This window comes from Stenotrophomonas sp. STEN021 (assembly GCF_056760175.1).
In genome coordinates this window covers 1-20037 of the sequence record NZ_JBRREH010000058.1, presented here as the reverse complement: position 1 = coordinate 20037, position 20037 = coordinate 1, and the positions used below count along the sequence as shown (strand labels likewise).

17 protein-coding genes and 1 pseudogene are annotated in these 20037 nt (G+C 64.9%); 13 read left to right on the top strand and 5 right to left on the bottom strand.

Features of this window, described 5'->3' with window-relative positions; translation table 11 throughout:
• Positions 1-6 precede the first annotated feature (6 nt).
• Complete coding sequence (locus ACVOL0_RS13220) at positions 7-1455, top strand: rhomboid family intramembrane serine protease (protein WP_481549489.1); 1449 nt, start codon at positions 7-9, stop codon at positions 1453-1455.
• A 166-nt stretch (positions 1456-1621) separates the two neighbouring features.
• Here ACVOL0_RS13220 and ACVOL0_RS13215 read toward each other — a convergent pair whose 3' ends face one another.
• Both ACVOL0_RS13215 and ACVOL0_RS13210 read right to left on the bottom strand, forming a co-directional pair.
• Positions 1622-2887, bottom strand: coding sequence for a tetratricopeptide repeat protein (locus ACVOL0_RS13215; protein ID WP_481549488.1), 1266 nt, complete (start codon positions 2885-2887; stop codon positions 1622-1624).
• Between the two features lie 78 nt (positions 2888-2965).
• Positions 2966-4471 carry a helicase HerA-like domain-containing protein gene (locus tag ACVOL0_RS13210; RefSeq protein ID WP_481549502.1) on the bottom strand — a complete coding sequence of 502 codons (1506 nt, stop codon included), beginning with the start codon at positions 4469-4471 and terminating at the stop codon, positions 2966-2968.
• Between the two features lie 123 nt (positions 4472-4594).
• On the opposite strand from ACVOL0_RS13210, the gene ACVOL0_RS13205 reads away from it, so the two are divergent.
• Positions 4595-6175, top strand: coding sequence for a transglycosylase SLT domain-containing protein (locus ACVOL0_RS13205; RefSeq protein ID WP_481549487.1), 1581 nt, complete (start codon positions 4595-4597; stop codon positions 6173-6175).
• Positions 6176-6331: 156 nt separating this feature from the next.
• Here ACVOL0_RS13205 and asd read toward each other — a convergent pair whose 3' ends face one another.
• Together asd and ACVOL0_RS13195 are read right to left on the bottom strand one after the other, a co-directional pair.
• Positions 6332-7174, bottom strand: a complete 843-nt coding sequence (gene asd / locus ACVOL0_RS13200; protein WP_481549486.1) for an archaetidylserine decarboxylase — start codon at positions 7172-7174, stop codon at positions 6332-6334.
• Positions 7171-7818: an SCO family protein gene (locus ACVOL0_RS13195; RefSeq protein WP_481549485.1), complete on the bottom strand. Its 648-nt coding sequence runs from the start codon at positions 7816-7818 to the stop codon at positions 7171-7173. Before ACVOL0_RS13195 ends, asd begins: the two co-directional genes overlap by 4 nt.
• Before the next feature lie 215 nt (positions 7819-8033).
• On the opposite strand from ACVOL0_RS13195, the gene prmB reads away from it, so the two are divergent.
• From prmB to ACVOL0_RS13155, 8 genes and pseudogenes are all read left to right on the top strand, one after another.
• The gene (gene prmB / locus ACVOL0_RS13190) at positions 8034-8963 is read left to right on the top strand and encodes a 50S ribosomal protein L3 N(5)-glutamine methyltransferase (RefSeq protein ID WP_282266609.1); all 930 of its coding nucleotides are present in this window, start codon (positions 8034-8036) and stop codon (positions 8961-8963) included.
• 74 nt (positions 8964-9037) lie between these two features.
• On the top strand, positions 9038-10135 hold the full coding sequence (gene aroC, locus ACVOL0_RS13185) for a chorismate synthase (RefSeq protein WP_481549484.1): 1098 nt from the start codon (positions 9038-9040) through the stop codon (positions 10133-10135).
• Positions 10128-11094, top strand: a pseudogene (locus ACVOL0_RS13180) (2-hydroxyacid dehydrogenase); the annotation flags it as partial. The gene aroC and the pseudogene ACVOL0_RS13180, both read left to right, overlap by 8 nt.
• A 168-nt stretch (positions 11095-11262) precedes the next feature.
• Positions 11263-12288: an aspartate-semialdehyde dehydrogenase gene (locus ACVOL0_RS13175; protein WP_481510087.1), complete on the top strand. Its 1026-nt coding sequence runs from the start codon at positions 11263-11265 to the stop codon at positions 12286-12288.
• 116 nt (positions 12289-12404) lie between these two features.
• Positions 12405-14270 (top strand): type IV pilus assembly protein FimV, encoded by a 1866-nt coding sequence (locus tag ACVOL0_RS13170; RefSeq protein WP_481549483.1) that lies wholly within the window; start codon positions 12405-12407, stop codon positions 14268-14270.
• A gap of 12 nt (positions 14271-14282) precedes the next feature.
• Complete coding sequence (locus ACVOL0_RS13165) at positions 14283-14642, top strand: VOC family protein (RefSeq protein ID WP_481549482.1); 360 nt, start codon at positions 14283-14285, stop codon at positions 14640-14642.
• A 45-nt stretch (positions 14643-14687) separates the two neighbouring features.
• Positions 14688-15461 (top strand): tRNA pseudouridine(38-40) synthase TruA, encoded by a 774-nt coding sequence (gene truA / locus ACVOL0_RS13160; RefSeq protein WP_481549501.1) that lies wholly within the window; start codon positions 14688-14690, stop codon positions 15459-15461.
• Entirely contained in the window at positions 15458-16117 is a 660-nt protein-coding gene (locus ACVOL0_RS13155) for a phosphoribosylanthranilate isomerase (protein WP_481549481.1), read from the top strand. The genes truA and ACVOL0_RS13155 overlap by 4 nt, the downstream gene beginning before the upstream one ends.
• A gap of 136 nt (positions 16118-16253) precedes the next feature.
• Here the strand turns inward: ACVOL0_RS13155 and ACVOL0_RS13150 are convergent, their stop codons facing one another.
• The gene (locus ACVOL0_RS13150; RefSeq protein ID WP_481549480.1) at positions 16254-17144 is read right to left on the bottom strand and encodes a LysR family transcriptional regulator; all 891 of its coding nucleotides are present in this window, start codon (positions 17142-17144) and stop codon (positions 16254-16256) included.
• Positions 17145-17238: 94 nt separating this feature from the next.
• Here ACVOL0_RS13150 and trpB point away from each other — a divergent pair, with 94 nt between their 5' ends.
• From trpB to trpA, 3 genes are read left to right on the top strand one after another with little or no spacing between them, the layout of a single operon-like run.
• Complete coding sequence (trpB, locus tag ACVOL0_RS13145) at positions 17239-18456, top strand: tryptophan synthase subunit beta (protein WP_303749611.1); 1218 nt, start codon at positions 17239-17241, stop codon at positions 18454-18456.
• On the top strand, positions 18456-19118 hold the full coding sequence (locus ACVOL0_RS13140; RefSeq protein ID WP_481549479.1) for a hypothetical protein: 663 nt from the start codon (positions 18456-18458) through the stop codon (positions 19116-19118). Before trpB ends, ACVOL0_RS13140 begins: the two co-directional genes overlap by 1 nt.
• Position 19119: 1 nt before the next feature.
• Entirely contained in the window at positions 19120-19920 is an 801-nt protein-coding gene (gene trpA / locus ACVOL0_RS13135; protein WP_481549478.1) for a tryptophan synthase subunit alpha, read from the top strand.
• The last annotated feature ends 117 nt before the right edge of the window (positions 19921-20037 follow it).

Here is a 20037-nt window from a genome sequence, read left to right as displayed (position 1 = left end):
CGGCCGATGTTGATCCTGCCACTGCACAAGCCGCTCAACCTGAGCACACTGCCCTTGGTAACCGTGCTGCTGGTGCTGATCAATGTCTACGTGTTTTTCGCCTTGCAGGCTGATGATGAGCAGAAGGTGCAGGCGGCGCAGGACTGGTACCAGCAGTCGGGACTGGCGGAGTACGAGCTGCCTGCCTACGAGAAGCATCTGCGCTTGAACGCACGCGCTGATGCGTTGGCCGAGCTGGAATCAATTCCTGCAGAGCAGCGAGCTGGCTACGTTGGCATGGCGACCTTGAGTGATGTCGCGTTCCAGCGGGCGCTGGAGGATGGCGACTTGTTTGAGTCGGAAGACCAGCAGGCTGCCTGGGCGCCGTTGCGGCGCGAATACCAGGCGCAGCTGGACCGGGTATTCACCCTGCGCCATATCCTGCGCAGTTCGGAATGGTCGCCGCGACGGTTGCTGTCGGCTGCGTTCCTGCACGGCAGCGTGATGCATCTGCTGGGCAACATGCTGTTTCTGGTGGTGTTGGGCTTGCTGCTGGAAGGTGCGCTCGGCGGCTGGCGCTTTCTGGGCCTGTATCTGTTGGGGGCAGTGGGCTCCAGCGTTGCCAGCGTATTGTGGCGCTGGGGCGACGTCGGTGGCGGACTCGGCGCATCCGGTGCGATCGCAGCGGTGATGGGGGCGTTCTGCGTAGTTTGGGGAATGCGCCCGGTGCGCTTCTTCTACTGGTTCGGGGTGATCTTCGACTACGTGCGCGCGCCGGCGATCTGGTTGTTGCCGCTGTGGTTGGGCTGGGAGGTGTTCAACCTGCTGACCAATGATGAAGCCGGCATCGGCTTCGATGCGCATGCTGGTGGTCTCATCTGCGGTGCGCTGCTGGGCGGCGTGCTTGTCTTGACCCGGCAGACCCGCGAAGACTACATGGCGGACGACACCGAAGCGTCGGTCGATGATCAGCGTTGGGAGCAGGCCCAGCACTATATGGGCCGTCTTGAGAACGGCGCCGCCGAGCGTGTGTTGGGTGAAATGGCGGCCGAGCAGCCTCATCGGCTGGATGTTGCGCTGGCGCGCTATCGGGTGGCAGCCAATGCAGGCAAGAGCGCCGAGATGCGGGCGCGTGCCGCGGATGTATTGCGGCTGGATGCGGATGATGCGGCCGCCCTGGCCGCGCAGCACGGCATTGTGAAACAGCTGTTGGCCGATGGTGGCGTCGCCGAGCTGGCGCAGATCGCATTTGAACGCTGCCTCAAGGCTGGCTGGCTGCAGGAGGCTGAAGCCGTGTGGGAACAGGCCATTCAATTGTCCGGTGAGGTGCAGGCGCAGGGTTGGTTGCGGCTGGCCTTGCGGCACGGCGAGGCCCATGCGCATACGCAACGCCGGCGCCTGCTGGAGCTGCTGCAGCAGCGGTTTGCAGCCACGCCACAAGCTGGCAAGGCGCGGTTCCTGCTGGAGAACGACTGAGCGGCCTGTCGCCTCGAACCGATGGCGCAGCTCCATCCGTGGCCCGGGTAAGCACAGCGAACCCGGGAAGCGAGGGTCTTGAGGACTTCAGGTTGTCCGCCAGTGACCATGGCTGCGCCTACCCTGGCTACGCGCGCTACATGAGGTGGCGCGATTGCCAGCTGTTTCAGGCTGGGCTGGTCTGCAGGGCCTGCTTGGCGGCCAGCAGCTTGCGGCGTTGCTCGTCGTCCTCGCAGCGTTGCAGTGCCTCATCGATCAGCTGCAATGCTTCGGCATCGCGGTTGTAGCGTTCGCCAAGCAGCAAGGCGGCCTGTAGTGCCCACTGCGGTGCCTCTGCTGCACGCGGCCAGGCCTTGAACATCGCGCGCAGGGCATCCATCTGCAGTTGCAGCTGGCCGCCGAGCCGGGCGCGTTCGGCCAGTTGCGCCGCCTGCTGCGGTTCGGCCGGGGTAAAGTCCGGGTCGATCTCCAGCATGTCACGCAGCACGTTCATCGCCTCACGTTCCTGTTTCTCGATCAGCAGACGGTTGATGTACTGGCGGGCGTGGTCGCGCAGTGCATCCGATGCGCCCTTGCGACGAAGCAGGCGCTGGTACAACTCATGCACCTGCAGGCTGACCGCGCGTGAGCGCACCGAACCGCGCAGGGCATCCAGGGCGGCATCCGGTTGTCCTTCGCGGACGAAGTGTTCGGCCTCGTCCAGCAGCTTCTGATCAGGGTCATGGCGCGACAATGCGTTGAGTGCGCCCTCCGGCTCGAAGCCCAGCGCTTCGTGGTACTGGTAGACGAGATAGCCGAGCAGATGGAAGGTGGTGAACAGCCCCCAGATGCTGAAGAAATTGAGCACCAGCTCGCCCGCTACAGCTGGCATGAAGGCGTGCAGCCATTGGCCAGCAGTCAAGGCACTGGCCTGGATGATGAACAGCAGCAGGAAAGCAGCCAGATATGGCCAGCCGATGCGCAGGGCGATGGTGATCGAGGTGACTGGATTGGCTGCGTGGCGCAGGCTGCCATCCATCGCCAGCGAGATCACGCAGCCGGGCTGCAGCAGGACCACCGCGCCGAGTGCCAGCAGGCCGATCACCGGGCCGGTGAAGACCGCCACGGTCACCACGAGGATACCCATCAAGATCATCAGCCCGAGCAGCCGGATGACCGTGCCGTCACTGCTGCTGAGGGTGTTTTCTGGCGAGGTCATGCGGCCGTTGGCGGTTTCGCGCAGGATCTCGAAGGCGTAGCGGTAGATTGCTACCCAGGTGACGATGCCAAGCAGCCAGCCGATAGCCGGAAGCCAGGTCACCAAGGTGCAAAGCGTGAGTGTGATCAGCGAATACAATGCCGGACCACGCACAGGATAGAGCGTGATCGCAGGCAGTCGTTGCCAGAATGCTTGCGGACGCTGCGCGGCTGCACTGCGCTTGCGGTCTTCCATGACACTCCTCCCAGAGTCAGAGGCTGATTGTGGCTGCTGCGCCAGCGGGCCGGCAATGGGCCGACCCGCAATTTACCCTCAGCGCTTGCCGCCGAAGATGCTGCCAAGGATGCCGCGCACAATCTGGTTGCCCAGTTTGGTACCGACGGTGCGCGTGGTCTGCTTGGCCATGGTTTCGATCATGCCCTGCCGACGCTTGGTGCCGAAGATCGCGTCCTTGATGCTTTGGCCGAAGCCGCTGTCCTGTTCTTCATCCTGCTGACGGCTGCGGGCGGTTGGGGCCTGTGCCTGCTCGACCGCCTTCTCCGCGCGCTGCGCCAGCAGCTCGGCTGCTGATTCGCGATTGACGGCGGTGTCGTAGCGGGTGCCGACCGGGCTGCTGGCACGCACCTGGGCGCGTTCGGCATCGGTGATCGAGCCCATCCGGCAGCGCGGCGGCGCGATCAGGGTCTTCTGCACCGGCGAGGGAATGCCCTTGTCCTGCAGCGTGGAGACCAGTGCTTCGCCGGTGCCCAGCTGTGACAAGGTCGCGACCACATCGAGTTTGGGGTTCTGCACGAAGGTTTCAGCCGCGGTCTTGACCGCCTTCTGGTCGCGCGGAGTGAAGGCGCGCAGCGCGTGCTGCACGCGATTGCCGAGCTGGCCGAGGATGTTGCCCGGCACGTCATCTGGGAACTGCGAGCAGAAGTACACGCCCACGCCCTTGGAACGGATCAGGCGTACCACCTGTTCGATGCGCTGTACCAGTGCCGGCGGGGCGTCGTCGAACAGCAGGTGGGCTTCGTCGAAGATGAAGACCAGCTTGGGCTTTTCCAGGTCGCCCACCTCCGGCAACTGCTCGAACAACTCGGACAACAGCCACAACAGGAAGGTGGAATACAGGCGCGGTTTGAGGATCAGCTGCGCGGCAGCGAGGATGCCGACCACGCCACGGCCGTCGTGGTTGACCCGCATGATGTCGGCCAGTTCCAGCGCCGGTTCGCCGAAGAAGGCTTCGCCGCCGTCCTGCGACAGGCGCAGCAACGAGCGTTGGATGGCCGCCACCGACTGCGCGCTCACCAGTCCATATTCGGTGGAGATGTCCTTGCGTTCCTCGGCGACCAGGCCGAGCAGGGCGCGCAGGTCATCCAGGTCCAGCAGCAGCAGGCCGCGGTCGTCGGCCAGCTTGAACACGATGTCGAGCACGCCGGACTGGGTGTCGTTGAGTTCGAGGATGCGGGCGAGCAGGGTAGGGCCCATCTCGCTGACGGTGGTTCGCACCGGATGGCCGAGCTTGCCGTAAAGATCCCAGAACACCACCGGGCTGGCAGCGGGGGCGAAGCCGTCGACACCGATCTCGGCGGCGCGCTGGGCCAGCTTCTCGCCGCCTTCGCCAGCAACGGCAAGGCCGGCCACATCGCCCTTCACATCGGCCATGAACACCGGCACGCCCAGTCGCGAGAAACCCTCGGCCAGCGTCATCAAGGTCACCGTCTTGCCGGTACCGGTGGCGCCGGCGACCAGGCCGTGACGGTTGCCGAAGCGCGGGAGCAGGGTGACGGCGATGTCGTCGGTGACGCCTTTGCCGAGCAGGATCGGGTCCATGGAGGCACTCATTGATGAATGAAGGAAGGATTCTAACGGCCGACTGTATCGCTGCGGTGGCAATGTTGCCCCGGGGTCTGTCTGGCGGCTACCCTGCCTCACCTTTGTTATGCAGTGCTACTGATGCCCGTATCCCTGTTTTCTGCTCGTGCCTGGTCGTTGTTGGTTGCGACTTCGCTGTTGACCGTGGTTCCAGCCGCCCAGGCAATTTCGGCCCGCGACAAGGTCAAGGTGGACGCCATCGAGGCGCGGATGACCGCAGCGGAGAAGCGTTACAGCGATGCCTTGGTGCTGGTTGCCAATGCCGACCCCAAGGGCACCAGTGAGGGCGACGCCGCGCTGGAGGACATGGAAGACGTGATCAGCGCCTGCATCGGCCAGAAGGGCTGCCAGGTCAGTAATCTGCTTGCCACTTACAAGCGTCTGCTCAAACAGCGTGCAGACAGCAATGGTGGTGCGGAAGGCGAAGATGGCGGTCCATTGGAGGCCGATCCAGACCACATCGCGCCCCTGGTTGCCGATGTGCCTGAAGCGGCACGCGCTGCGGCCCTGCTCAACGATCATCGCCATGCCTTCGACGACATGGTTGAGTACAACCCGGCGATCCAGGCCGGTATCCGCCGCTGGCTCACCGATATGCGTCCCTCGCTGCTGACCAGCTACGAGAACTACATGAACCTGCGCGGTGTCATGTGGCCGGAATGGGAGAAGGATGGCCTGCCCGAAGCGCTGCTGTTCGGCATCATGGCCAAGGAGTCCAATGGTCGCGTGCATGCCTCCTCGCGCGTGGGCGCGGCGGGCCTGATGCAATTCATGCCGGCCACTGGCCGGCGGTTCGGGCTGGGCCCGGACGGTACCGGCTTCGACACCCGTTTTGATCCGCGCAGCGCCGCCAGTGCCAGTGCCGACTACATGAATGAGCGTATGCGCGGGCTCAACAAGAACATCGAATACGCCTTGGCTGCCTACAACGGCGGTGAAGGCCGTGCCGCGCGCATCTATCGCGAGACTGGCGGCCAGAGCTTCTGGACCGATACCTCGTACAACCAGTTCCCGGGCGAGACCAAGGACTACGTGCCGATGGTGATCGCCGCGGCATGGATCTTCCTGCACCCGCAGCAATACGGCGTGGAGTTCCCCAAGCTCAATGCGCAGCCGGCGACGATCCGCCTGGCCAAATCGACCACCATCTATGAATTGACCATCTGCCTGGGCAGCACCGGCACCCGCGACGGCTATATGCGCGCGCTGCGCAACCTCAATCCGCGTTACGAGGCGGATGGCTGGATTCCGGGCGGCACCACCATCAACGCTACCACTCGCATTGCCGGGTTGTACAACCGCTACTGCGTGAGTGGTCCGCGTGCCGATCTGGCGCGCGCGTTGATCACTGCGGACCTGAACGCCGCGATCAAGCGCCCATCGGCGGCGACCTTCACCGGCAGCGTGGCGGTGGGTGATGTGCAGGCGATGCAGGCGGCGCAGGCCGTTGCACCTGTCGCCGCACCGGCGCCACGCCCGGCGGCACCTGCGCGTCGGCCGGCAGCACGCAGCTACAAGGTTGCCAGGGGCGACACGCTTGGCGGAATCGCCAGTCGTTTCCAGTGCGAAGTGCCGGCGTTGGCTCGCGCAAATGGCCTGCGCGCGCCGGCCTATGCACTCAAACCCGGGCAGAGCCTGAAGCTGGAAGGCTGCGGTCGTTGAAGCAGAAAGGGCGCCGGAAGGCGCCCTTTTTTGTTTGGTTTTGTAGGAGCGGCGTAAGCCGCGAAGCTGGGATGATTTCAGCGATCAGAGTTTCTGCAATCTGAGGGTCTATCTGCTTCGCGGCTCACGCCGCTCCTACAATCGGAGGCGCCGCTATCAGCGCAGCTTCGCCAGTGCCTGGCCCAGCTGCACCGGGCTCTCGGCCGTCAGCGAGGGATCAAAGTCGGCCACACCCGGCGGCAACAGCACGATCACGGTGGAGCCGTAGTTGAAGCGCGCCATCTCGGCAAAGCGCTCCAGGGTGATGCCCTTGCCGCGCCAGTCCTTGCGGGTGATGCGGTCGCCGTAGGCAGGGATTTCCTCGCCGCTCCACACGGTCTCGACACCGCTGACCAGCAGAGCGCCGACCATCACCTGCACCATCGGTCCGAAATCGGTGTCGAAGTGGCAGACCAGGCGCTCGTTGCGGGCAAACAGGCGCGGCACATTGGCCACCGCATCGGTACCCACGCTGAAGAGCCGGCCGGGCACGTGCACGGTCTCGCGCAGGGTGCCGGTCCACGGCATGTGCACGCGGTGGTAGTCGCGCGGCGACAGGTACACGGTGGCATACAGGCCGTTGTTGAACGGCACCGCATCGGCGGCATCGCCGAGCAGCTCGGCGGCGGTGAATGACTGGCCCTTGGCCTGGAAGATGCGGCCATCCTTGATCGGACCAAGCTGGCTGATGCGGCCATCGGCCGGCATCGTCAGCGTGCGCGGGTCGGCCGCGGGCACACGTGCGCCCGGCTTCAGGCCACGGGTGAAGAAGGCATTGAAGCTGGGGTAGCTGCGCGGGTCCGGATTGGCCGCTTCGGCCAGGTTGACGTTGAACTTGCTCGACACCGTGTCGATCAGCCAACGCGAGATGCGCGGGTTCTGCGAATAGGCCAGCGAGCGGGCCATCGACGACAGCAGGCGGTGCGGCAATACATAGGTGAGGCGTGTAACCAGACTCATGGTGCGGTTTTCTCGGTGAGCTTGATCAGGTCGCTGGCAATGGCCTGCGGGTTGAACGGGGGGCGCATCAGGCCGGCTAGCCGACCCTGCGGGTCGAGCACGGCGATGCTGGCGGAGTGGTCCATGCTGTAGTCGTCCGGGTTCTGCTCGAAGTGCTTGCCTGGTGCCTTCTGGAACACCATGCCCAGCGAGGTGGCAAAGCGCTCCAGCGATGGCACGTCGGCGGTGGCGGCGATCGTGTCCTTGTGGAAGGCATGGGCGTACTCGCCCAGGCGGTTCGGGGTGTCACGCTCGGGGTCCACCGAGACCAGCACCACGCGCGGGCGCAGGCTGTCGGGTATGGTTTCCCATTGTTTCTGGGCTTGGGCCAGCTCGGTCAAGGTGGTCGGGCAGACATCCGGGCAGGAGGTGAAGCCCAGGAATATCAGGGTCCAATGGCCGCGCAGCTCACCCGGGATCAGGCGGGTGCCATCGGACTGGGCCAGGTCGAATTCCGGCAGGGTGCGCGGGGTGCCATAGAAAATGATGCTGCTGGTGCCGTCCGTGCCCTTGTTGGAGGGCCCGAAGACCTTCTGCGCCAACAGCAGGCCGAGGCCGGCGGCCAGGGCGATGGCCAGGATGATGCCGGTATTTCGATTGAACATGCGCGCGGGCTTCCGTTCGGATACGGCGGCGGGACGGGAGGTCCGCCGCGGGCGGGATACGGGAGTGTAGGGGATTGCAGGCGTACACCCCGGCCGTTTGGCGGGCGTTTGCGCCCCTTTGGAGGGCCATTGCCGAAGTTTCGGCTGCAACTTGGCAATCAATATACCGGCCAGGTGCCTATAATCGCAGACCTTTCAAGTATTTCCGTATTGCCATGACTGCCGAAGCGGCCGCTGAACTCCAAACGATCGTCGATCTGATCCGCTACGGCGCAAGCCGTTTCAATGCTGCTGGCCTGACCTTTGGCCATAGCTATGACAATGCCCTGGACGAGGCGACCCAGCTGACCCTGCACAGCTTGCACCTGCCGCCGGACCTCGGCCCGGCCTACGGCACGGCAAGGGTGCTGCTGGAAGAGCGGCAGCAGGTGCTGGCGCTGTTCCAGCGCCGTATCGACGAGCGCCAGCCGGCCGCCTACCTGACCGGTGAGGCCTGGTTTGCGGGTTTGAGCTTCAAGAGCGACTCGCGCGCACTGGTGCCGCGCTCGCCGATCGCCGAACTGATCCTCAGCGGCTTCGAGCCGTGGTTGGCCGGTCGTGACGTCAACCGCGCGCTGGACCTGTGCACCGGTTCGGGTTGCATCGCCATTGCGATGGGCCATTACTACCCGAACTGGCAGGTAGACGGCAGCGACGTCAATGACGCCGCGCTGTCGCTGGCGGTGGAGAACAAGGAGCGCCTGCTCGCCCACAACGTGGAGCTGGTCAAGAGCGACCTGTTCGCCGGTCTGCAGGGCCGCGTCTACGACCTGATCGTCACCAATCCGCCCTACGTCACCAATGACGAGACCGATGCGCTGCCGAAGGAATACCAGCACGAGCCGGACCTGGCCCTGCGTGCCGGCGATGACGGCCTGGACCTGGTGCTGAAGATCCTGCGCGATGCGCCGGACCACCTGACCGAAGACGGCCTGCTGATCTGTGAAGTAGGCGATTCCGAGCAGCACCTGATCAAGCTGCTGCCGGAGGTCTACATGTCCTGGATCGAGTTCAAGGTCGGGCAGATGGGCATCTTCGCTGTCGAAGCGGCTGAGCTGCGTGCGCACCATGCGCGCATCGCCGAGTTGGCTGCAGCACGTTCCTGAGTCACGCTTTTGCCGTCACTCCGCTTCTGCGGAATGACGGCAACGGCCGGCGTAACCGCAAGAGCACAACGGCATTGAATACATTCGGACAACTCCTCCGCGTCACTACCTTCGGTGAATCCCACGGGCCGGCCATCGGCTGTGTGATCGATGGTTGCCCGCCCGGCCTGGAAATCAGCCCCGAAGAATTCACCCACGACCTGCAGCGACGTGCCACCGGCAAGAGTCGCCATACTTCGGCGCGGCGTGAGGCCGACGACGTCGAGATCCTGTCCGGGGTTTATGAAGGCCGCACCACCGGTACGCCGATCGCGCTGCTGATCCGCAACACCGATCAGCGCAGCAAGGACTACAGCAACATCGCCCAGCAGTTCCGCCCGGGCCATGCCGACTACAGCTACTGGCAGAAGTACGGCATACGTGACCCGCGCGGTGGCGGTCGCTCCTCGGCGCGCGAAACCACCATGCGTGTGGCTGCTGGCGTGGTTGCCAAGAAGTGGCTGCTGCAGCGCTTCGGGGTGACGGTGCGTGGCTACCTGTCGCAGCTGGGCGAAATCACCCCGGCCGGTTTCGACTGGAGCGCGGTGGAAGACAATCCCTTTTTCTGGCCCGATGCCAGTCAGGTGCCAGCGTTGGAGGCGTATATGGATGCGCTGCGCAAGTCCGGTGATTCGGTCGGTGCGCGCGTGACCGTGGTTGCCGATGGCGTGCCGCCGGGCTGGGGCGAGCCGATCTACGGCAAGCTCGATGGCGATATCGCCGCCGCATTGATGAGCATCAACGCGGTCAAGGGCGTGGAGATCGGCGACGGTTTTGCCAGCGCGGCGCAGAAGGGCACCGAACACCGTGACCTGATCACCCCGCAGGGCTTCCAGTCCAACCATGCCGGCGGCATCCTCGGTGGTATCTCTACCGGCCAGCAGATCGTCGCCTCGATGGTGCTCAAGCCCACCTCCAGCCTGCGCCTGCCCGGCGCAACCGTGGATACGACCGGCAATGCGGTCGAGGTCATCACCACCGGTCGTCACGATCCCTGCGTCGGCATCCGCGCAACGCCCATCGCCGAGGCGATGCTGGCGCTGGTGCTGATGGACCAGGCCATGCGTCATCGCGGTCAATGTGGCGATGTCGGCGACATGAGCCCGCGCATTCCCGGTCAGCTCGATGGCTGATCGGCGGCCCCGCGTCTGGGTATCGCAGCCCCTGTTCGACGACACCGTCGCGCAGCTGGCGGCGTACTGCGACGTGGTTGCCACGCCTGCCGTCACCAAGCACGGTAGCGCCGCCTTGGGCGCGCATCTGGCGGGTATGGACGGTGTGCTGCTTACCCTCAACGAGCGTATCGGTGCGGTGGAAATCGCCAATGCGCCTGCGTTGAAGATGATCGCCAACGTCGGCGTCGGCTACAACAACCTCGATATCCCTGCGCTCAGTGCCGCTGGCATTCTTGCCAGCAACACGCCTGACGTACTTACCGAAACCACCGCCGATCTCGGTTTCTCGCTGCTGATGGCGGCCGCCCGTCGCATCGTCGAATCCGACCGTTGGTTGCGCGATGGCAAGTGGGGGCAGTGGTCGTTCACCACCATGCTCGGTGCCGATCTGCACGGCAGTACGCTGGGCATCCTGGGCATGGGTCGCATCGGCCAGGCGATAGCCCGTCGTGGTCATCACGGCTTCGGCATGAAGGTGCTGTACCACAACCGTTCGCAGCTGCCTGCCGAGCAGGAGCGGGCGGTCGGCGCCAGCTATGTCAGCTTCGATGAACTACTGGCCAGCGTTGATCATCTTGTTCTGGTGCTGCCATACACCGCGCAGAACCACCACATCATCAACGCCGCCGCGCTGGCGAAGATGAAGTCGACCGCCACACTGGTGAACATCGCCCGAGGTGGCATTGTCGATGAGCTGGCTCTGGTCGATGCACTGGCCAATGGCCGTTTGGCCTCGGCCGCACTCGACGTCTACGAGAACGAGCCGAATGTGCGCCCGGAACTGCTGGCGCTGGACAACATCGTGCTGACCCCGCATATCGGTAGCGCATCGCTGGCCACGCGGCGGGCGATGGTGCAGGTGGCGGTGGACAACCTGCTGGCTGGCTTGGGCATTGGCCCGGACGCGGGCAAGCCGGCCAATGTCATCAATACCGAACTGCTGAACAACGGCACCGCGCGCATTGCCGTGGCCGGCAAAAAAATCGACGACAAAAAACGATAGGGAGCCTCGGCAGCTGTGCGCTGGAGGTTCCCCGAACCTGGCTCGATGTGTGTCTACCCCCTCCAATATCTCGAGTATCCCCATGAGCAATGAAGCCCGTCGTTTCCACGTAGCCGTTGTTGGCGCCACCGGCGCTGTCGGCCAGACCATGCTGTCCATCCTGGCTGAGCGTAATTTCCCGATCAGCAAGCTGACCCTGCTCGCCTCCGAGCGTTCGGCCGGTCAGCAGGTCGACTTTGAAGGCGACAAGATCACCATCCAGGACCTGGCCACGTTCGACCCGGCCGGCGTGGAGATCGCCCTGTTTTCGGCCGGTGGTGGTATCTCCAAGGAATTCGCGCCCAAGTTCGCCGCAGCTGGCGCGGTGGTGATCGATAACTCGTCGACCTTCCGTTACGACGACGATGTGCCGTTGGTGGTGTCCGAGGTCAACCCGGAAGCGGCCAAGAACCGCCCGCGCGGCATCATCGCCAACCCGAACTGCTCGACCATGCAGCTGATGCCGGTGCTGGCGCCGATCCACCGCGAGTACGGCATTGAGCGCATCAACATCGCCACCTACCAGTCGGTGTCCGGCGCTGGCCAGACCGGCATGGAAGAGCTGGGCAAGCAGACCGCACAGCTGCTGGGCTTCCAGGAAATCGAACCGAAGAAGTTCCCGATGCAGATCGCCTTCAACCTGATCCCGCATATCGACGAGTTCCTCGACAACGGCTTCACCAAGGAGGAAATGAAGCTGGTCTGGGAAACCCGCAAGATCCTCGGCGACGACAGCATCCTGGTGAACCCCACCGCGGTGCGTGTGCCGGTGTTCTATGGTCACTCCGAGGCGGTCAACATCGAGACGAAGAAGAAGATCACCACCGAGCAGGCGCGTGAACTGCTGGCCGCCGCGCCGGGCGTGAAGGTGGTGGACGAACGCAAGGCCGGCGGCTATCCGACGCCTGTCACCCATGCTTCGGGCACCGATCCGGTCTATGTCGGCCGCATTCGCGAGGACATCTCGCACCCGCGTGGTTTGAACATGTGGGTGGTGGCCGACAACATCCGCAAGGGCGCCGCACTCAACGCGGTGCAGGTCGCCGAACTGGTCGCCAACGGCGGCTGATGCCCCCAACGACGCCGGCGTGAAGCCGGCGTCGTTGCTTATAGGCGGTACAGCGGTGTTCGAAAGCCGGGTCAGCCGTTATATTGGCCGCCATGAAACCAAGGGGCGGGGGCGCGATGCGCTCAATACAAGGTGTGCTGGTTCTCGGCCTGGCGCTGTTCAGTAGCACAGCAATGGCATTGGGGCTGGGCAATATCCGCGTCCTGTCCAAGCCGGGACAGCCCTTGCTGGCTGAAATACCGGTCATTACCAGTGATGCGAGCGAGCTCGACAACGCCAAGGCGGGGCTGGCATCTGCGGCTACCTTTGAGCGCGTAGGCCTGGCTGCACCGACCGGACTGGTAGGAGAACTGCAATTCCAGTTTGCGCAGGACCGTGACGGCCGCGCGGTGATCCGTGTCACCAGCGCCGCGCCGGTGCAGGTGGCGTCGGTGGGTTTCCTGATCGAGGTCGATTGGGGCCAGGGCCGGCTGGTGCGCGAATACTCGGCGCTGGTCGCCGCACCGGAAGCCGCAACCGCGGTGGCCGAACCGGTCATCGAAGCACCGGCTGCGGCCCAATCGAATCTGATCGTGCGTGAGCCCGAGCCGCTGCCTGAGTTGCCGGCACCTGCCGCGCCGGTAGCAGTGCCCGCACCGGCTCAGCCGGTTGCTGTGGCGCAAGCATCGCGCCCGGCGGCAGCGCCGGTGATGAACAGCGACGGCCAGCTTGCCACTGTGAAGCGTGGTCAGAGCCTGTCGCAGATCGCCCGCGAGCTTTCACGTGAGAGCGGCGCGTCCTTGAACCAGACCATGGTCGCGCTGATGCGCGCCAACCCGGAAGCCTTCATCCGCGGCAACATCAACCTGCTCAAGCAGGGTGCGGTGCTGCGAACCCCTGCGCAGGAAGAGCTGGCGCGGGTGGATGCATCCGAGGCGCGCGCCATCGTTCGTGACCAGGCCGCGCAGTGGCGGCAGGCACGCGCGCCGATTCCGCAGCCGGCGGTTGCCGATGCAGCGGTGGCACCGGCCAAGGCCGCCACGCCGGCATCGGCGGGCGCAGGCCCCAGCGGCGCACGCCTGGAAATCGCCCCGGCCGTGGCCGGTGCACAACAGACTGCTGGAATGACGACCGGACTCGATGCCGGTGGCGAGGGTGACATGTTGGCCAACGAACAGCTGCAGCAAGCCAAGGAAGAGCTGGCAACGCGTGATGCGGAGCTGCAGGAACTGCGCGATCGCGTCGGCGAACTGGAGAAGCTGCAGAAGCAGCAGCAGTCGCTGATCGCGATGAAGGATTCGGACCTGGCCGCTGCCCAGCAGCAGTTGGGCGAGGCAGCCAAACGCGATGGCGGCGGTTCGTTCGGCTGGATCTGGCTGGGCCTGGCGCTGCTGGTGCTGGGTGCGCTGGGCTGGGTGCTGAGCCGTCGGCGCAAGCCGCTGCCGGCCGCTCTGCGCGCTGATTACGCAGCGGGAGACCTTGCCGCAGCGATGCCGGTGATGGGTGCCGCTGCTGTGCAGCCGCCCTTGCATACGGCAGAAGTGGATGAGTTCGACCCGCAGGACGAGCAGGATACCCAGCCGTTACCTGTCGCTGCGGAAGTGCAGCCTGAACCCTACGAGGAGCCGATGCCGGCATGGCTGAAGACCAGCCCGCCCGCACGCGTGGAGCCGGTGCTGCCGGTTGCTGCGCCGGCCGTCACGCACAAGCCGGTACTGTTGTTTGAAGCTTCGCGGCAGCTTGATGTCATCGCCGAGCCTGCGCCGACGCAGCCCGAGCCGGCTGCCGCCGATGAGGCTGGCTGGCTGGCTGGTGACGTGGCTGCAGTTGCGGTTGCGCCGTTGAACCCGGCTCCTGCTGGGCGTGAGCGGCTGGAGTTGGCAATCGCCTATCTGGATCTGGGTGATGCCGAGACTGCGCGCACCCTGCTCAACGAAGTTGCTGCCAGCGCTGATCCGCAGGCACGCGGTGAAGCGCTGGAACTACTTGGCCGCATGGCCTGACGGAGAACTGCAATGAAGCGCGAACGGCGGATTGACTACGTGGAATTCGCCTCGCGCGACCCTGCGGCGAGTCGTGTTTTCTTCGAGCAGGTATTCGGCTGGACCTTTGAAGATTACGGCCCGGATTACACTGCTTTTGATGACGGTGAGCTGCAGGGCGGTTTCTTTCGTGGCACCCCGGCTACTGCGAGTGCGGGTGCCCCGCTGCTGGTGCTGTATGCCGCACAACTGAGCCCGCTGCTTGCTGAAATCGCAGCGCAGGGCGGTGAAGTGGTCAAGCCGATCTTCACCTTTCCCGGTGGCCGCCGTTTCCAGTTCCTGGAGCCGGGCGGCAACGAACTGGCTGTGTGGTCCGAACGCGACAGCGACTGAGCTGCGCGCAGGGCCAGCGGCTCCAACAAGATCAGAGGTTCAATGATGCGCTATGCGCTGGGCGTGGAGTACGACGGCAGCGAGTTCAAGGGCTGGCAACAGCTTGGCGAGCACGGCTGTGCAAGTGTGCAGGCCACCTTGCAGGAGGCGTTGTCCTCGGTCGCCAATGCGCCGATCAGCGTGGTGTGTGCAGGGCGTACCGATGCCGGCGTGCACGGTGAATGCCAGGTCGTGCATTTCGATAGCGATGTCGAGCGCGCGCCGCGTGGCTGGGTACTGGGTACCACCACGCGGCTGCCGCCATCAATCTGTGTGCGCTGGTGTGTGCCGGTGGTGGATGACTTCCATGCACGGTTCTCGGCCAAGGCGCGGCGCTATCGCTATCGCATCCTCAATCGACAGGTGCGGCCGGCGCTGTACCGGCAGATTCTGAGCTGGGATCGACGGCCGCTGGATGCAGATGCCATGCATCGCGCGGCGCAGTCCTTGCTTGGCGAAAACGATTTCGGCGCGTTTCGCAGTGCGCAGTGCCAGGCCTTGCATGCACGTCGCGAGCTGCAATCGATAGCCATTCATCGCCATGGTGAAGTGGTCGAGGTCGAGGTTCAGGCCAATGCCTTCCTGCATCACATGGTGCGCAATATCGTCGGCTCGTTGATGATGGTAGGCGCCGGGGAAAAGCCCGAAAGCTGGATCGGGGAGTTGCTGGCAGGGCGTGATCGCAATCTGGCAGGGCCAACTGCGCCACCACAAGGCCTGGTATTCGTTGGACCGCTGTATCCTGAACACTGGAAGCTGCCGGACGAGGTGACGCTGTGAGCCGTACACTGTTTCGTACCCGCATCAAATTCTGCGGCATGACCCGCGCCGGTGACATCCGCCTGGCCAGTGAGTTGGGGGTGGATGCCGTTGGCTTCATTTTTGCCAAGGGCAGCGCACGTCGGGTTGCACCATCGGAGGCGCGTGCGATGCGCCAGGCAATCGCGCCTATGGTGGAAGTGGTGGCCTTGTTCCAGCACAACAATCGTGAGGAAATCCGCGAGGTGTTGCGCGCGGTGCGGCCAACCCTGCTGCAGTTCCATGGCGATGAGGACGATGCGTTCTGTCGCAGCTTCAACATGCCGTACCTGAAGGCGATTGCGATGGGCGGGCGTAGCGAGGTCACCGCGCGTGGCCTGCAGCAGATGTACCCGCATGCGGCCGGTTTCCTGTTCGACAGCCATGTGGCTGGCGGCAGCGGTGGCACCGGGGTGGCGTTCGACTGGTCGCAGATTCCGCCGGGCGTGCACCGTCCGTACCTGCTGGCCGGGGGCATTCGTCCGGAAAACGTGCACGATGCCATTCTCGCCACCCAGCCGTGGGGTGTGGATGTGTCCAGCGGCATTGAGATCTCGCCGGGGATCAAGGACGGCTACAAGATGCGCCAGTTCGTCGAAGAAGTGCGCCGTGCCGACCTGCATGTCGAGCAGGACTGAAGGCGCCAGGCGGGCGCGTTAGGTTCCAGCGCCGTTGCCCCTCCTTTTGCCGAAGGCAAGGAGAGGCTTGCAGGCCTTTCCAGCATTGCCAGCTTCGTGGCTGACGCCGTTCCCACAAAAGGCCCAGCAGAAACTCCTACAAAAGCTGTTTGCGCAGCCAATCCGCCAATGCAGCCACACGCGGGTCTTGCTGGTCGCCAGTAGTGCACAAGGCCCAGCAACCTTCCGTCTCGACAAAACCCCAGGGCGCGATCAGGCGGCCGTTGACCAGATCGTCGGCGACCAGTGGCTCCGGTGCGATCGCGATGCCCAATCCGGCGACCGCCGCTTCCAGCATGTAATACAGGTGCTCCAGGCCGGTCCCATACGTCAGCGCATCTGCATCAATGCCATTGCGTGCGGCCCAGACCGGCCAGGCCTGGGGTCGCGAGCGCGTATGCAGCAGCGAGTGGTCGCGCACCGCTTCGACAGGCTGCCGGGCCAATACGTGCGCGCCGTGCATCGATGGGCTGAACACCGGACCGATCCGCTCCGGCGCCAACGCGTGCACCTGCCAGCCATTGGGCCATGGCGCCTGGCCGAGCATCAGCGCAGCATCCAGGCCATCCAGGCGCGGGGCGAAGTCGCCGTCCTGTGCCGCCAGATGCAGGGTCAGGCCGGGCAGGTCACGCTGCAGGTCCTGCAGGCGCGGGATCATCCAGCGGGCAAGCAGGCTGCCAGGGCAGCCCAGCACGAAGGCGTCATTGCGCTGCGGTCGTCGCAGTGAGGAAATGCAATCACGCAGCTGCGAGAACGCGCCGGAAGTCGCTTCCAGCAAGCGATGGCCGGCGGCGCTGGGGCGGATGCCGCGGCCGTCACGTTCAAACAGGGTCAGTCCCAGTTCTTCCTCCAGCGCCCGCAGTTGCCGGCTCACCGCGCCATGGGTGACGTGCAGTTCGGCGGCGGCCTGGCTGACACTGCGCAGCCGTGCTGCAGCCTCGAAGGCACGCAAGGCATTGAGCGAAGGCAGGGATTGACTGGTCTTCATGTGAGTTTTTCTAACATGTGGTGGCTGAATTATCCATTTTTATGTCATCGACCCTGCGCTAGAGTGCTTGCCTGTTCCTTGCAGCCGTGACGTCATGACTGATCCGTCGATCTCCGATTTCCACGCCTTCCCTGATGCGCGTGGGCACTTTGGCCGCTTTGGTGGCAGCTTTGTCGCCGAAACCCTGGTCGGGCCGCTGCAGGAATTGGCGGCTGCCTACGATCAGGCGCGGATTGATCCGTCCTTCATTGCCGCCTACGACAAGGACCTGAAGCACTACGTTGGCCGTCCCAGCCCGATCTACCACGCCGAGCGCCTGAGCAAGGACGTGGGCGGCGCGCAGATTCTGCTCAAGCGCGAAGACCTGAATCACACCGGCGCGCACAAGGTGAACAACACCATTGGCCAGGCCTTGCTGGCCGCGCGCATGGGCAAGACCCGCATCATCGCCGAGACCGGTGCCGGCCAGCATGGCGTGGCCTCGGCCACGGTTGCCGCGCGGCTTGGCCTGGAATGCGTGGTCTACATGGGCGCCACCGATATCGAACGGCAGAAGATCAATGTCTACCGGATGAAGCTGCTCGGTGCCACCGTGGTGCCGGTCAGCAGCGGCTCGGCCACGCTCAAGGACGCGCTCAACGAGGCGATGCGCGACTGGGTCACCAACGTGCGCGACACCTTCTACATCATCGGTACCGTCGCCGGTCCGGACCCGTACCCGCGTATGGTGCGGGACTTCAACGCCATCGTTGGCCGCGAGGCGCGTGCGCAGATGCTGGAGGACTACGGTCGTCTGCCTGATGCGATCACCGCATGCGTCGGTGGCGGTTCCAATGCCATCGGCCTGTTCCATGCCTTCCTCAACGACCGCGAGGTCAAGATCTACGGTGCCGAAGCTGCCGGTGACGGCATCCATACCGGCCGCCACGCCGCCTCGATCTCGGCCGGGCGGCCGGGCGTGCTGCATGGCAACCGCACCTACGTGCTGTGCGATGACGACGGCCAGATCACCGAAACCCATTCGATCTCCGCGGGCCTGGATTATCCGGGCGTCGGTCCCGAGCATTCCTTCCTGTCCGATACCGGCCGCGCCCAGTACGTGGGCATCACCGATGAGGAAGCGCTGGCGGCCTTCCATCGCCTGACCCGCATCGAAGGCATCTTGCCGGCGCTGGAATCCAGCCATGCGGTAGCCCATGCGATCAAGCTGGCGCGCGAACTGCCCAAGGACGCGCTGGTGCTGTGCAATCTGTCCGGGCGTGGTGACAAGGACGTGCATACGATTGCCGCACGTGAAGGGCTGGTGCTGTGATGGCCGGCCACCGATGCGTCCGCTTGCTGCGCGCGCCGTTGTTGCTGGGTATGGCTGCGGCAACGGTGGCGTGCGCGCCGTCTGCCCCGGTGTCGGAGTCTGCGGCTGCAGCTGCAGCACCCTCGGCCGGCACTGTCGCGCCCGCCGCAACGCCGGCACCGGCGGCAAAGCCTGCTGTCAGCGCATCGGCCGAGTTGAGCCAGGTGGGTGAGCTGCGCATCGGCGCCCCGTTCGGTAAGGCACCGGGCGACAAAGCCTTCGTCTCGGCCGGGATGCGCGAGGCGATGGAAGGCGATTGCGAGTACTACGACAAGGGCAGCCTGCCTGAAGGCATGTCGATGATGGTGATCGCTGACCGCATCGCCCGCTTCGAGGTGGATGCTGTCGGTGATCCGGGTCAACACGTCGCCGCAGCGCCAGCCGGTGCGGCGGCACTGCCGTTCGGTCTGTGGGTAGGCATGTCGGTCACCGAAGCCAAGCAACGTCTACCGGCCGGTGTAGTCACCAGTCCGCATGCCTACAACTCGCCGAACGGCGACTACCTGACCTGGACCGACAAGGCAGCGAAGCTGGCCCTGCGCCTGGAAACACTCGATGGTCTGGTTACCTCCATTTACTGGGGCCAGCCCGATGCGGTCGAACTGATTGAAGGATGTGCCTGAGATGGCTGTTACCCGAATTGACGAATGCTTCGCCCGCCTGCGCGCCTCCGGTCGTAAGGCGCTGATTCCTTTCATCACCGCCGGTGACCCGTCGCTTGAGGCGACCGTGCCGGTGATGCATGCACTGGTCCAGGCTGGTGCGGATGTGATCGAGCTTGGTGTGCCGTTCTCTGACCCGATGGCGGATGGCCCGACCATCCAGCGCAGTTCCGAGCGGGCCCTGGCGCGCGGGGCGGGGCGGCAATACGTGCTTGATGCCGTCGCGCGCTTCCGCCAGACCGATGCCACCACGCCGGTGGTGCTGATGGGTTATCTGAATCCGGTCGAGATCCGCGGCTATGCGCGTTATGCCGAGGAGGCGGTGGCCGCTGGCGTGGACGGTATTCTGCTGGTTGATCTGCCGCCGGAAGAGGCTGATGAGCCGCGTGCCGTATTTGCCTCCGCTGGGCTGGCTTTGATCCTGTTGGCCTCGCCGACCAGCAGTGATGCCCGCCTGGACAGCTTGTGCCAGGCGGCGCAGGGCTATCTGTATTACGTCAGCTTTGCCGGCGTGACCGGTGCTTCCGAGCGCCTGGACAGTTCCGCAGCCGGTGAGCGTCTGCGCCTGCTGCGCAGCCGTTCCAGTGCACCGGTAGTGGCTGGTTTCGGCATCAAGGACGCGGCCAGCGCGGCGGCGATGGCGGTCGACGCCGACGGCGTGGTGGTTGGCAGTGCGCTGGTCTCTGCGATGGCTGAGACCGTTGATCCGGCGGCCGCGGCTGCTGAATTCCTCAAACCGCTGCGCGAAGCGCTGGATCGCTGAACGGCGTCACCTGTAGTGGGGGGGGGGGGGGGGGGGGGGGGGGGCGGGGCAGGGGCGCGGGCCCGACAGCACGCGCCGCGCGGCGCGGCGCCCCGCCAGCCGAGGCAGGGGGGGGCG